This is a genomic window from Paenibacillus sp. NAIST15-1, from assembly GCF_001894745.1.
In the GTDB taxonomy this organism is placed as follows: domain Bacteria; phylum Bacillota; class Bacilli; order Paenibacillales; family Paenibacillaceae; genus Paenibacillus_B; species Paenibacillus_B suaedae.
Map to the genome: position 1 here is coordinate 192,086 of NZ_BBYF01000011.1, position 14,011 is coordinate 206,096.

Consider the following 14,011-nt stretch of genomic DNA (forward strand, 5'->3'; position numbering starts at 1 on the left):
TTCTTGAAATCTTAATCACGGTCTACTCGCTATTATTTCCTATGTTCTATGTCGGAAGCTTCTCGCTTCATTTAACGCCGATCCCTAAAGTACATGTCATCTTCATTGGAGTCTTCCCTATCCAATATAACATAAATATAATGTCATTATTTTTTCACCCTGTTGCATACCTGTTCCATCACACTATGAACCAATAATTCTCCCTATTCTATCTTCCTCTAGCATCGGAAGCAATCGAAGTAGAGGTTGTCCACCCAACAATCATTATGGCCATAAAAAAGGGCCTCCCCTTCGCCGACCATCGTCGCCTAAGGGGAAGACCCTCTTATCCATCTTCGAATCTTCGATTATTCAGCAGCTACATTCTTAATGCCTTGCACCTCGAAGCCGTAGATACGAGCTGCTGTATCTCCGCCTTGGGTTGGTTTCTCAACGTTAAGGCGAACATAACGAGCCTTGGTCTTAGCAATCGCGTGCTTGGACGTGCCCTTCTCGTTGTCCGTCACCTTCACAGCATCCGTCCAATTCTCGCCGTCCATGCTGAGCTGAATCGTGAACTCCCGTGTATTGAAGGCAGCCGATTCACCGCCAGCCTCTGCATGGTGTACGATGAACTGCGTTACATCATACGCCTTGCCCAGATCCACCTTCAGCCAGTGCTTCTCATTGCCGACTGCACACCATTTCGTATGCATCTCGCCGTCAACAGCGAACTGCGGCGCTTCACTGTCATTGACGAAGCTGGACGCTTCTGTCTTCGCACCCTTAGCCAGATCCTCTGCCCGGAACGCTGCTTCCTTGGATACCGTAATGAGCTGCGACTTCGTCATTACATCTTCACCAACTGCATTCTTCGCAGTCAGCTTCACTTCATACGTGCCTTCCTTCGCGAAGCTTACCTTCGGATTGCGCTCCTTGCTTGTCTCAGGCGTTCCGCCTGGGAAGCTCCATTCCCATTCTGTTGTCACTTCTGAAGACTTATCTGTCAGCTGTACTTCCTCACCTGGCGCCACGAACGTCTTATCCGCCTCGAAGTCTGCCTTAGGGGACGGATATTCAGGCCAGTCAAACGAAGTCATTGCCGCGCGGCCTTCCTCATAGTGACGATTCACCGGAACGACTGCTAGTTGCGTCGTCTTCTCCATGTCGCCGCCGCGCTTCATTTCAGACACATAGTAATAGTTGTTGCCTGTTGCGCCCATGAATTCACGGGAACCGTCCGGCTTCACACGATAGACTTGGTAATACTGCACATCGTCGCCCAGCGCTGTCCACGTCAAGCGAGCGTCTGCATAAATGCCGTCACGGACATCGTTTTCGATCACACGAACATCCGATACTTGACCTACTGGAGCCGTCTTCTCATTCATGTCGCGAATCGCAAGCTCCCCTACGTGTGCCAAGTACAGATTGTCATTGGCCTTGCCTTCCACTTGAACGGATATGCCAACAATCTTCTTGCCTGCATATGGGCTCAAGTCATAAGTTGCCTGTGTCCAGTCGCCCTTCGCGCCAGCCGCCTTCGTATCAGAAGGCTTCACGAACGTATACGTATCCGGTGCTCCTTCGAATGCAACACCAATATTCAGATCAGCAGCTTCTGGTGCATTCGACTGGTACGTCAGCGTCATTTGCATGTCAGCAGTTGCCTCTACATCGGTCTTGTATAGCTTCACATTCGAAGAGGCTCCTTCTGCTACCTTGCCTTGAAGCTTCAAGGAACTGCCGCCATAGAAGGAGTTCGAGAAGTCGAAACTTGGTGCAATCTTCTGTCCAGACTCGTCAACCATCCAGCGCCATGTCGGCAGAACGTCCTGCAGACTGCGGTTGAACCATTCACGATCACGAACCTTCTTGCCGAATACACTGAACTGCGTACCGTTGCCTGTATTGAAATGGGTCACGAAGTCAGACTTAGTAATGACCGTCTTATCTACGATATCATGCGCAATGCCACGCCATGCCCAATCGTTCGCCTTCGTCTTGGACGGATCGAGGCTATCGCCTACCCACAGACGCTGCTCCTTCTTCATGAATTCGTCATTCGTCTTGGTTGTATTGAACGCCCAGTCTGGGCGATACAAGCCAAGCGATGTCACCGCGTCCTGTCCTTCCGGGAACAATACCGGGAAGTTGTACTCCCCTTGATAACCGCCGCCGCCTTCCAAATCCATACCTGCGAACAGCTCATGGCGATCCCGCTTCAATTGCTCAGCTGCCTTCGGCGAGTTCTGGAACGGCGTTACGTAGTCGTACTTGCCATCCTTCTTGAACTGCCAGCGGAAGTCGATGAACATATTATCAGCTACTCGCTCCTCCCCATCTTGGAAGAACATCTTATTGTTGTCCGTCAGTCCGCCCTGCCATTTCACAGGACCATCCTTCACCATGGAGTCATACCAGATGATTTCCATATTGGAAGGCTTGATCTTCTGCAAATATTTCAAAAACTTCTGCATATTCTGCGCATCTTCCGGCGTGCCGCCCTGTGTCTCCTGGTTAATGAACCAACCGTCGAAGCCATAGAATTTCGCGACTTCAATGAGTTTGTCTGCAACAGGGAACGTACCGTCCTCACGCTGCTGGATCAGATCGCGCATCCATTCGATTTTACCGCCGTGCTCTTTTTGTGGTAGAAAGACAGTGCCGTATACCGGTACCCCATTCTTGTGCGCTGCATCGATTACGTCCGCACTTGGAGGAACGATCAAGCCTTCCCCGGCAGATCCGCCCCACATAATCAGCTTGTCAACATACTGCCAGTAGCTGAACGCGTAGCCATGGAAGCTGTCATTGCCTTGCGATGGTGCACCGCTCGTACTTTTGTACATCGAAGCAAGCGCCATGACCTTGGCGTCTGACTTCGCATTCGGGTTCACCTTCGCTCCTTGTACACGAGAAGTGTCCAGCTTCACGGAGCTGCGGTTGAATGCCGCATCCTTGTCTGTCTGTGCCGACCACGACAATAGCGTATCCGGGTACCAATACGAGGAATGCGGCTGCGCAGCCTCTGCCTGGCCAGCGAAGCCGGCAAGCGATCCAGCAATCATCGCTGTGCTGAGCATCAAAGCAAACTTACGTTTTATCTGACCTCGGGAAAGTATAGTCGGTTTCAATCGTTTCATTAGAATCCCCTCCAAAGTGACGACTTTCTCTTGATGTTGTATAGACAAATCCAATGCCTCAACAAGCGTATCCGAAGTCTCTCCTAACTTTGGTAACGCTTCCACAATGTTGTCGTGACCATTGTAAACGTTTACGAAATAGAAAAAAAGGGAACTTCCGCCTAAACGGCAAGCACCCTTTAATTTGTCTAGTAAATCTTTAAAATCTACACCAGAATAAATGTCACGAAAGTAACTAAATGGATTACTGAAAGCGGATTTTTAACAATCGCACGAATACATTCGGGAAGGCAAGCTCCTCCATCTCTTCTGGACCTGCCCATTTGTATACGGTATTGTCCTTCGGCTGCAGATTGCGAAGATTACAGCGGTACACGCGCATTTGCCAATGAATATGGCTGAACGTATGCTCTGCATCCATCCAGTGTTCAACGGGCGCAACGTCTACCCCCTCCGCTTGCAAGGAATGATGCAGAATCGCATACGACTCAGCGTCGCTCATCCCGACGATGCCCACCTGCTTCGGTACGAGAATATGCGGCAGCTCCCACATCTTCGCCAGCAAGCCGGTATCCGGACGTTGACGGACAAGCACCTTGCCTTCATGTTCTCCAGTTCCCTCAATCAATGCCGCATACCGAAGCTCCGGTTTCGGCGGCTTCGCTTTTGTCTTGATCGGCAGGATAAGCTCTTCTCCTGCCATGCGTCCCTCACAATGCTCCATAACTGGGCAGAGCAGACATGATGGGGATTTTGGCGTGCACACGAGCGCACCGAGCTCCATTAGTGCCTGATTGAAATCGGATGCGCAGCCCTCCGGAATAAGTTCCTGTGCCAAATGCTCCATATGAACACGCGTTGCTGGCTTTGCGATATCATCATGCAGGCGGAAATAACGCGACAGCACCCGCATTACGTTTCCATCCACTGCCGGCTCCGGCCGATTGAAGGCAATGCTCATGATCGCACCGGATGTATATGGCCCAATGCCTTTTAACGCGGACACCTTCGCCTTGTCATTAGGGACTTGTCCGGCGTATTGTTCCTTCACTTCTCGTGCTGCAGTCTGTAAATTACGCGCCCGGGAATAGTATCCAAGCCCTTCCCATGCCTTCAGCACTTCTTCCTCAGGTGCATCTGCCAGCGCCTCAACGGTAGGGAATTTCCCAATAAAGCGTTCGAAATACGGCTTTACCGTCTCCACACGCGTCTGCTGCAGCATAATTTCGGATACCCATGTGTAGTAGGGATTCGATTGACGCCGCCAAGGCAGATCCCTCTTATTCGCCCGATACCAGAGCAGAAGCTCGCGGCTGAAATATATCTTTTGCTCGTCCATGACGGCCCCCTGTCTCTTGTCTATTGATTTGTCTCTAGTAGTTAGTATTCATCCTATAAGCGCAGTCTCCTTGCCCATTATACATGAAGGGAACCAGTTGTGAACGTTCTGCCAACAATCCACACCAGCGCTTGCAAGAGAGGTGCTGGAATTTCTATACTATTCATATAGAAATGTCCCAATAGAATGGAGGGCATCATCAGTGCCACAACGTCGAATGTTCACACGCTTCATCCCAATTGTCGCCGGTATCGCCTTGCTAGGACTGCTTGCCGGATGCGGCGGAGGAGCAAATAGCAGCAATGAGAGCAGCTCAGGAAACGCCAAAAAATCAGCTGCACTAGAAGGTCCAGAAGAAGTTGTCACCTTATATAAGAACAATTGCATGCAATGCCATGGCAATGAAATGCAAGGGATGATGGGGCCAGAGTCAAACCTGCAAAAGATCGGCAGCAAGCTGACGAAGGAAGAGATTGCAAATACAATCGAAAATGGCGGCAAACTCATGCCTGCCCAAGGCGGACGTCTGGAAAAAGAAGAAATCGACAAAATTGCTGACTGGCTCGCCAACAAGAAGTAGCCTCCTCTCCCTCGAGGCCGATAACCCTATAAGATAAGTGCTCGATGAGTATTGCCAACATACGAACACCTCATAGTAAGCAAGGACGGCAATAAGCCGTTTTGCTTTGATAGGCCTATCCTTTCAGCTATAATAGATAATAGATATATAGGGATCGAAAGGGGATGTTCGAATGGAATACCTATCTATCACGATATCACTCATCACGTTATTCGTATGCTTATCTGTGTACAACAAGGTAAGTGCCATGGAGGCACGCATCAAGGCAATGCAGGTAAGTTATGACCACATCGCCCAAGAAGACGGCCTGTCTCGACATCCTGTTCAAGACGAGGTGCTTCAGCTTGTACGCGACGGCAAGAAAGTAGCTGCAGTCAAAAAGGCGAGAGAAGTGCTTGGCTTGTCGCTCGTAGAAGCGAAGCAATATGTAGACGCTCTTGAGGCCTAATAAACGCTTCATGCTTATCATTATTTAGCAGACTCTTACATAAAAATGGGGTACCCTTGTCGGGAACCCCATGTTCTATTTACGCTGTTCATTATTATCCTGGTGAAAAGGTTCCGCTCCCGCTCACATGCTGCCTATCATACCAATGGTCGACAGCCGATTCCCCTACCTCGCTTAGTAATGGAACACGCGACTCCCTACGCTCGCCAAGAGTGAACAAACCGCTTCGAAACCCTTCATTCACCACATCCTCTGTATAGCCACTAAAGCTTAGCTGAAGGTTGCCCGACGCCTGAATGGTTCCCTTCACGTAATTAACGACCATCGATGATCCTACTGTCTCCTTGAGGAGATAGGCGGTCTCATCAAATATGCCCTTGAAGCGACTCACAACAGACTGTCCGAATCGGAACTGCTCAATCTGAGCCAGAACGCCAGCTCTAACCCATTCCCCCTCCTCTAATTCAGTCCGCAGCACATATTCCTTGTAAAACGTACGGTACCCTGCTCGCTCCTCAAAAGCCTCTTGAAGACGGGATCTTACTTGATCTAAAGTCTGACCTGTAATGGCAGCATATCGAGAATAGAATTCCTCATCTGTTATATGATTTACATCTATGCTGCGAACAGGGTGTTCCACTGATCCAGCTTCGGTTAAAGTCGATGTTAATGTAGGCGTTACACGGGCGGCATTCTTCTCCGCATCCTCCACACTCGTAGTAAATTCCATGTTCATAGCGAATAGCAATAAAACCAAGACCACCAGCATGATTGCACTACTGCTCTTCAAGCAAGCCTCACCTCTTCTCTCCTCAACCCATCAACCGTTCTGCATCAAGAAACGATGTACTTCCTTAACGTCCGAACTAGTAAATAAGGGACGACGCACAGCCAGGGCTGTACATGGACATGGCGAATCAAGCATACACGCTCCGAACTCTCCGCTTACCTGCTACGTAAGTACAAATCCTAAATAATGATCTTGCTGGATGATGGACTGTTTCATATTTTGCATAGAGATTACTTGCTGTTCCGTCAACCTGCTAATGTCTGCATAGGTATGGTGATACACATAGGAAAATACATGTCGAAAATCGATGAAGTCATTCAATCGTGGTGTAATAAGCCTCGTGGAGCGATGGCTTGTGTAACCTTCCATCATTGCATCATGGAAGCGCTCGGCGAAGTTTCGCCGTTCTTCTGGAGCTTGCACAGTGGAGACAGCATGATAGATGGCGATCGCCACATCATATGCGTACCAATGGTATTCGCTGTCTCCGAAGTCAATGATAACTGGGGTATTCTGTTTAATCAGGAGATTGCCCTGATGAAGATCGCCGTGAACAATTCCATACTCTGCGGGAGTAACCGTCTGTTCAGACAACCATTTGCAGTACTGCTCCCATTTGCTCCGCACAGTCGGATCAAGCTGATGATGCTCTTGTTGGTACAGTGCATGCTCCTTCCAATGCGGACGGACAAGAGGAGATCCATCGTAAGCTTCTGAAGCTGCATGCATCTGCGCAAGGGCTGCCCCCCAATCCTTGAATAAGCGTTCATTCCACACTTGCTCATCATGGATCTGGATTCGTTGGCCTAATATCTTCTCATATATCGTAAAAAAGTGAGTTGGCAGGGAATGAACAAGTTGACCTCTTAAAGAAAGCGGTGCTGCAACCGGAATACCGTATTCATGAAGATATTGCACCCATTCCACTTCAGACTGAATATGTGCCGTATTATGAATTCCATGCTCATATAACTTTATAATGACAGGACTTCTCCCTACAATAGCTGCCTCGTAAACATTAAGATCGTAACCACCAATTATATGCAATTCCGACCTGTCGCACCCGATGTAGTCACATACCTCCAGAAGCACTTCTTCCGGCGCCATAATCTTACTCCCCCATTCCACTATGTATCTGACGTACGCCATTCTACAATAGCCTGTGCCGACGCAATGCTCGGCTGGTGCGAGATGCTAAGATGAATGCGATATTCGCTGCTGGACAAGCCGAGCCGCTTCCAAGCAGCTTTGCTCAATCGGGCAATCGGCTTGCCGAGCTGATCCGGCAATATCTCGATGTCTTGGAAGGAGATCACTTCTCCGATTCCCGTTCCAAACGCCTTCACGATCGCTTCCTTGGCAGCGAATCGGCCAGCGGCGAATTCGACCTGCCTTCCTCCCTTGGTCGCATATACGGCCTGTTCGCGTTCTGTTAGTATACGAGCGATAAATCGTACACCGATATGATCATGCAGCAGCTTGTTGACACGCTCAATTTCGATGATGTCATGCCCTAATCCATGTATCATCCTGATCCTCTCCTTCCATGCGGCTTCGCCGATCAATTGCAGATCAACGCTTCCAGATATATACATGAAATTAATCTTGCGGTAATTGTATCACATGCAAGAGGCGCTGCCCAACCTATAACGGCTGACAGCGCCCACATACGCTCCAGAATCAATTATTCGCCTACACGCCATTTCACCAAGAAATGAATCACAAGAATCGATACTATGCTGTACCCCAGCAGTACGATGCTGTTCAGCATGACATCTGTTGTCCATCCAGTCAAAAGTACTCCCCGCATCGCCTCTGCCGCATATGTGGTCGGAAAAATATAGGCCACCCACTGCAATAATGATGGCAGCTGATGCATATCGACCATGACGGGCGACAGAAATGTAACGAACATCATCAGCGCCTGCACAAGCATATTTGTCAGCTGGTGATTCGGCGACCAGAACCCGATGCCCACACCGACGCCAACAACACTGGTCAAGGACAATAGCACAACAATCGGCAGCGCCCATGTAATATGAAAATCAATGCCGTATCCCCATTTCCCAAATGATGCAAGCAATACAAAGGACGGAAGGGCACTCATTAAGCCTTTCAGCATATTGGCAATTACGAAGTTCAGCTTGGATATCGGCAATGACAAGTAGTACGTAAAATGACCTTGATGCTTCTGCCACGATATCTCCTGCCCCATCGAGTTCATCCCCGTTACGATAATACCGAATATGAGGTTGCCGGCAATGACCCGGATCAATGCTTCATGACTCGGATTGTCAGTAAAAGAAATCATGAAGAGCATGGTTGTAAATGGAAACATTGTTGACATCAACAGAACCCACACCCATGTGTCTCGAATGTTGGCGTATTGAATTCGGGTTAGGATTATAAACTCTGTCAACTTCCGCCCAATTCCTCTTGTACCTGCGAATGGGACTGCTGATTTGACTGCAGACTGGCTGACGATATCAGATCTGCTTGCTGCTTCTGATTTCATACATCCTGCACCTCCTGCTCTGCTTGACGATCAATATGGAAATACACATCCTCTAAACTTGGCGGCTTTACCGCGTATTCCTCGATCGGCAAGTGAGGAGAACGAACAATATAATCGAGCACAAGGCTCGCTTCTGATTTGTCTACGAGCAAACGAAGCCGGTTCTCGCCATCAATATGAAGCTGTCCCCACTGTCTCAAAGCCTGCTCGGCAGCCTCACGGCGGCCAAACTCCGTGGTCAGCTCGAATTTGAGCCGCTGATCGACCTTCTGCTTCAGCTTGGCGACCGCATCAATTACTAGCAAGCGTCCATGATTGACCACTGCAACCCGATCCACTACCTGCTCTGCCTCAAGCACGTTGTGCGTAACTAGGATAATGGTCGCCCCTTCACGATTGCGTTCCTTAATTAAATTCCATACGAGTCGGCGGTTCGTGGGATCCAGTTCATTCGTTGGCTCGTCGAAAATAAGGACTGGAAGACGGCCGATCAATGCAGTCCCGATGCCAATCATCCGCCGTTGCCCTCCAGACAAATGCTTTAGCTGCTTATCGCGAAAGTTAGACAATCCCACCATCTCCAGCAACTCCGCTGACTGTCTTACGGCGTCCGCTTTTGTCATTCCTCGCAGGCGCCCGGTAAACTCCAGCGCTTCTTGTGCTTTCAACACAGACAAAACATGCGGATCCTGCGAGAAATAGGCAACCTGCTGTGCCACATATTTCGTATGGCGCGATACATCCATCCCCTTGAATAGCACCTTTCCTTCTGTAGGTTTCAGGTGGCCAATCATCTGCTTGATCAGGGTTGATTTGCCCGCTCCATTGGGGCCAAGCACCCCCAATATTTCACCTTCTTGCACTTGCAGCGAAATATCTACATTCGCCTTCACCTTGCCGCGTTTATACATTTGACTCACATGGTCGAGTTCATAAATAACAGGATTCACGTTCCACCCCTCCCTATATGGTAAATGATACCTATAGGGTTTGGTAGCAACAAGCGACCATCGATGGATCTTATATTCGTTCTCCAGGTGAATAAGCTGCTCCGTCCGTAGACGGAGTACTTATAGACGGCGTTCTCCCTGCTGACGATGTCCTCCATAAGCGGAATTTCACTGTAGACAGTGTCTCTCTTTAGGCAACGCTCTCCTGTTGACGAAATCCCCCTGCAGATAGTGTCGATAGTGTCTCTCTTCAGACAATGCTCTCCTGTTGATGAAGTTTCCTTGCAGGTAGTGTCTCTCTTCAGACAACGCTCTCCTGTTGATGAAGTTTCCCTGCAAATAGTATCTCTCTTCAGATAATGCTCTCCTGTTGATGAAAATTCTGCACTCCCCCTGGTGTAAAGTTCTTGCCCTGCCGAATCTTTAATGTTAACCTTTATTTAATATTATTGGTTAACATTAAAGATTCAGAGCGTTCGTTATTTACAAAGGAGCTGGGAATGAGATGGAAACAGAAAGACGGGAATCTCTTCTACATAAGGATCGTTCGTATGTCTGGCATCCCTTTACACAAATGAAGGAGTATGCCGATCGTGATCATGTGTTAATTGAACGTGCGGAGGGCATGTATGTATACGATGCAGAAGGGCGTCGCTATTACGACACCGTGTCTTCTTGGTGGTGCAACCTTCACGGACATGGGCATCCACGCATTAAGGCCGCGATTGCCGAGCAGTTGGATCAGTTCGATCACATTATGTTCAGCGGCTTAACTCATGCCCCAGGGATAGAACTGGCGGAGAAGCTTGTCCAGTTTAGCCCCGAGGGGCTAAATAAGGTATTCTATTCGGACAATGGATCGACTGCTGTGGAAGTGGCTATTAAGATGTCCTTCCAATACTGGCAGCAGATCGGCCGCCCTTCGAAGACAAAGTTCGTTTATTTGGAAGGCAGCTATCATGGTGATACATTGGGCGCGGTAAGTGTGGGCGGAGTTCCGCTCTACCATTCACTTTTCAAGCCGCTTCTGTTCCATGCCCACCGCGTGCCTGCGCCGGATATGCGCACTGCTCGCATATCCGGCCCTATTGGCGAGCGGGAGGTAGCGGAGGCGGCACTAGCGCCGGTGCGCGAGCTGTTCGAACGCGAGGGTGATACACTCGCGGGCATCCTCGTCGAGCCGATGCTGATGGGCGCTGGCGGCATGATCATGACGCCTGCCGCTTATATGCAAGGCTTACGCGAGCTGTGCTCTGCGTACGATGTCCATCTTATTGCGGACGAGGTCGCAACGGGGTTCGGGCGAACGGGCAAGATGTTCGCCTGTGAGCACGCCGGGGTCAGCCCCGACATCATGTGTCTCAGCAAGGGGCTGACCGCAGGCATAATGCCGCTCGCGGCTACACTGTGCCGCGACAGCATCTACGCCGCGTTCTACGATGATTACGCGGCGCAGAAGACATTCTTCCACGGCCACAGCTTTACCGGCAATCCGGTGGCGTGCGCCGTGGCCCTCGCTTCCCTGCGCCTGTTCGAGGAGGAGCATACACTCGAACGAGCGCAGGACACCATTGCCGCGCTCAGTTCGGCGATGCGCGGCATTGCCGAGCTGCCACACGTTGCAAATGTGCGGCAGCTCGGGTTCGTTGCGGCGTTCGACCTATATGAGGATGTCGAGCACCGCAAACCATTTGCTCCCGAGCAGCGCATCGGGGCGCAAATGTACGAGGCGGGCTTCGAGGATGGACTCATCCTCCGCCCGCTCGGGGACACCCTCTACTTCTGGCTGCCGCTATGCGCCACGCCAGACGATGTGCATGACATCGCCGCTCGCACCATCCGGGTGCTCCACCGCGTTCTGCTGCTGCAAGCGCCAGCGTGCTTAGAGTAAAGGGAACCAGCGGAGAAATTAAGCCCAGTTAAACATAAAAGAAAGAAATCATAGAAAGATGACTCTGGCTTAGGCTGGGGATTCGGATTCGGTCTTGGTCTTGGTCTTGGTCTTGGTCTTGGTCTTGGTCTTGGTCTCGATCTTGGTCTTAGTCTCGGTCTCGCGGTTCCGGTCTCGGGTCTAGGTTTTTGCTTCGGCATTTGGCATTTGGCTTCGACCGACAGCATTTTACGGCGTTGGTGAGATCAATGCAACTAATTGAACACACTTATCTGCACGTACTACTATTTTGTACAATGTGAATGGACAAACAAGAGAAATGTCTATACAAAGGTGGACAAAGACAATAGTATGTCCTCCACACCTGAATTTCTATATATAGAAACAAATACGAACATATATCACCATATATAGATAAAAATAGCTTCTAGGAATATACCTCTCCTCCGAAAATGTGTCCACCATTTGAAAGGCATTTCAGTGTTTTTTCCTCCGCAAGAGGACAAATCACACACCCAAATGCTATCACTAGACAAGCAATACAAACAACAAGAGCCCTGTGGATACACCAGAGGAATTCCATCAATATTGGAATTAGGTTCTGGCCTCCATAGGGCTCTATAACTTTTGCAACTAGTCTGAATTGTATGCTGCTCCGTTTATCTCAAACCATTTACAAGATCAGAGGATGTGATTATTCGTCTTCGCCAATGATGCGAACTTCAGTTTCGAGCTCGACGCCGAATCGTTCGTTAACTGTCTTTTGTACGTGGCGAATAAGAGAGATATATTCGCCTGCAGTCGCATTGTCCACGTTAACGATGAATCCTGCATGCTTCGTGGATACTTCAGCACCACCCAAACGCGTTCCCTGCAGACCGGATTCTTGAATGAGCTGTCCCGCGTAATGCCCCGGAGGACGTTTAAAGACACTGCCGCAAGATGGATATTCAAGCGGCTGCTTCGATTCACGCAAAAATGTTAGTTCATCCATCTTCGCCTTAATTGCATCATATTCTCCTGGCACAAGTGAGAACGTTGCTTCCAGCACCATATATCCTTTCGGACCGATGTTGCTGCGGCGATATCCTAATTCAAGCTGCTCCTTGGTAAGCCGAACTAGCTCCCCTTCCGGCGTAAGCACCAGCGTACTTTCTAATACATCCGCAATCTCTCCGCCGTATGCACCAGCATTCATGTACAATGCTCCACCTACAGAACCCGGTATGCCGCAAGCGAATTCAAGTCCCGACAAATGATGCTCCCGCGCGGCACGCGATACGTCGATAATTGCCGCACCACTCTGCGCGATGATCTGATCTCCGCGGCGTTCGATTTTGTTCAACTTGTTCAAATTGACAACAATTCCTCGAATTCCGCCATCCTTCACGATTAGATTGGAGCCGAATCCAAGGATCGTTAGCGGCAGTTCATGCTGACGTGCGAAATCAATGACAACTTGCAGCCCTTCGTAATTATCGGGCGTTACATACAAATCGGCCTTGCCACCCATTCGGGTATAAGTATGTTCTTTGAGCCATTCACCTTGTTTTATCGAATCTTCCGCAATCCGTTTACATAATTCATGATACCGTTCTGAGAGGTTATGCATGCTATTCCATCCTTACTTATCTTATTCATTCAACCTTACCATTACATTCATTTCACATTAACATCCATTATAGCCATACCAATAAGAGAGTGTTCGCCTATGTGAAGCTCTCTATCGTTGTATGGACGTTCCCTTACATACATTCCAGTATATCAAATTTTCTCAGACAATTAAGATGGCAAAAGTCACCCCTTGTCCAAGCCCGCATGTATGCCCCTAGTCTCATGAAAGATAATCAGTACGTGGGGCCACTACTCCAACATATGCACGAACATGGGCGAATGGCAACAATAGTGAGGGCGGCGCATTGATAGTGAAGCTGCAAATGATGCAAAAGCCTGTTACATGCAAATAAGGACAAGTTCTGATGATACGCAATCAAGATGCAACTGATTCGAAACGGCGTTAATGCTCTGCTGATGCCGCTCAATCAAAGATAGAGATGATTCGCAAATGCGTTACACGCAAACATAAATAGAGACACAGAACCAAAAGGGTAGATGATTCATCACTCCGTAACATGCAAGCATAAATAAGATTTGAGACCTTATCATCGAAGTTGTCTTGGTGATTGAAATACGCTCGTTCCATACAGTGGCATAGTACGGTTACAAGTATGCTTTCAACGAATGTCCATTTCTTCATTCATGGTCCAAGGTCATTACTGGGAAATAGGAAGTCGGAAGGTGCAGAAGCTGTGAATCTCAGAAGCAATCAGAACCACCCGTCCAACGGGTGGTTTGCACTTGGGGTATAACCCC

At 49.2% G+C, this 14,011-nt stretch carries 11 protein-coding genes; 3 read left to right on the plus strand and 8 right to left on the minus strand.

The features are described from left to right. Window positions 1-347: 347 nt before the first annotated feature. Window positions 348-3,125: an endo-beta-N-acetylglucosaminidase gene (locus PBN151_RS21300; protein ID WP_072730604.1), complete on the minus strand. Its 2,778-nt coding sequence runs from the start codon at window positions 3,123-3,125 to the stop codon at window positions 348-350. A gap of 244 nt (window positions 3,126-3,369) precedes the next feature. Further along, window positions 3,370-4,464, minus strand: a complete 1,095-nt coding sequence (mutY, locus tag PBN151_RS21305) for an A/G-specific adenine glycosylase (protein ID WP_072730605.1) — start codon at window positions 4,462-4,464, stop codon at window positions 3,370-3,372. A gap of 202 nt (window positions 4,465-4,666) precedes the next feature. Between mutY and PBN151_RS21310 the strand changes: the two genes are divergently transcribed. Both PBN151_RS21310 and PBN151_RS21315 read left to right on the plus strand, forming a co-directional pair. Further along, a complete protein-coding gene (locus tag PBN151_RS21310; protein ID WP_083545262.1) occupies window positions 4,667-5,044 on the plus strand; it encodes a c-type cytochrome in 378 nt (125 codons plus the stop codon). 172 nt (window positions 5,045-5,216) lie between these two features. Next, window positions 5,217-5,492: a hypothetical protein gene (locus PBN151_RS21315; RefSeq protein WP_072730606.1), complete on the plus strand. Its 276-nt coding sequence runs from the start codon at window positions 5,217-5,219 to the stop codon at window positions 5,490-5,492. Window positions 5,493-5,586: 94 nt separating this feature from the next. Here PBN151_RS21315 and PBN151_RS21320 read toward each other — a convergent pair whose 3' ends face one another. The 5 genes from PBN151_RS21320 to PBN151_RS21340 form a co-directional block, all read right to left on the minus strand. After that, window positions 5,587-6,228: a hypothetical protein gene (locus PBN151_RS21320; protein WP_175560768.1), complete on the minus strand. Its 642-nt coding sequence runs from the start codon at window positions 6,226-6,228 to the stop codon at window positions 5,587-5,589. Window positions 6,229-6,444: 216 nt separating this feature from the next. Beyond that, window positions 6,445-7,389, minus strand: coding sequence for a phosphotransferase enzyme family protein (locus PBN151_RS21325; RefSeq protein WP_072730608.1), 945 nt, complete (start codon window positions 7,387-7,389; stop codon window positions 6,445-6,447). A gap of 20 nt (window positions 7,390-7,409) precedes the next feature. Next, window positions 7,410-7,811, minus strand: a complete 402-nt coding sequence (acpS, locus tag PBN151_RS21330; protein ID WP_028533600.1) for a holo-ACP synthase — start codon at window positions 7,809-7,811, stop codon at window positions 7,410-7,412. 155 nt (window positions 7,812-7,966) lie between these two features. Continuing rightward, entirely contained in the window at window positions 7,967-8,797 is an 831-nt protein-coding gene (locus tag PBN151_RS21335) for an ABC transporter permease (protein WP_083545264.1), read from the minus strand. Beyond that, on the minus strand, window positions 8,794-9,747 hold the full coding sequence (locus tag PBN151_RS21340) for an ABC transporter ATP-binding protein (RefSeq protein WP_021256154.1): 954 nt from the start codon (window positions 9,745-9,747) through the stop codon (window positions 8,794-8,796). Before PBN151_RS21340 ends, PBN151_RS21335 begins: the two co-directional genes overlap by 4 nt. A 505-nt stretch (window positions 9,748-10,252) precedes the next feature. Here PBN151_RS21340 and bioA point away from each other — a divergent pair. Then, on the plus strand, window positions 10,253-11,638 hold the full coding sequence (gene bioA / locus PBN151_RS21345; protein ID WP_072730609.1) for an adenosylmethionine--8-amino-7-oxononanoate transaminase: 1,386 nt from the start codon (window positions 10,253-10,255) through the stop codon (window positions 11,636-11,638). 694 nt (window positions 11,639-12,332) lie between these two features. Here the strand turns inward: bioA and murB are convergent. Then, window positions 12,333-13,250, minus strand: coding sequence for a UDP-N-acetylmuramate dehydrogenase (gene murB, locus PBN151_RS21350; protein ID WP_072730610.1), 918 nt, complete (start codon window positions 13,248-13,250; stop codon window positions 12,333-12,335). Between the last annotated feature and the right edge of the window lie 761 nt (window positions 13,251-14,011).

What these genes read in the sequence shown, in the direction of transcription:
- PBN151_RS21300 (WP_072730604.1), bottom strand. Translation starts at nt 3,125, where the DNA reads ATGAAACGATTGAAACCGACTATACTTTCCCGAGGTCAGATAAAACGT.
- mutY (WP_072730605.1), bottom strand. Translation starts at nt 4,464, where the DNA reads ATGGACGAGCAAAAGATATATTTCAGCCGCGAGCTTCTGCTCTGGTAT.
- PBN151_RS21315 (WP_072730606.1), top strand. Translation starts at nt 5,217, where the DNA reads ATGGAATACCTATCTATCACGATATCACTCATCACGTTATTCGTATGC.
- PBN151_RS21320 (WP_175560768.1), bottom strand. Translation starts at nt 6,228, where the DNA reads ATGAACATGGAATTTACTACGAGTGTGGAGGATGCGGAGAAGAATGCC.
- PBN151_RS21325 (WP_072730608.1), bottom strand. Translation starts at nt 7,389, where the DNA reads ATGGCGCCGGAAGAAGTGCTTCTGGAGGTATGTGACTACATCGGGTGC.
- acpS (WP_028533600.1), bottom strand. Translation starts at nt 7,811, where the DNA reads ATGATACATGGATTAGGGCATGACATCATCGAAATTGAGCGTGTCAAC.
- PBN151_RS21335 (WP_083545264.1), bottom strand. Translation starts at nt 8,797, where the DNA reads ATGAAATCAGAAGCAGCAAGCAGATCTGATATCGTCAGCCAGTCTGCA.
- bioA (WP_072730609.1), top strand. Translation starts at nt 10,253, where the DNA reads ATGGAAACAGAAAGACGGGAATCTCTTCTACATAAGGATCGTTCGTAT.
- murB (WP_072730610.1), bottom strand. Translation starts at nt 13,250, where the DNA reads ATGCATAACCTCTCAGAACGGTATCATGAATTATGTAAACGGATTGCG.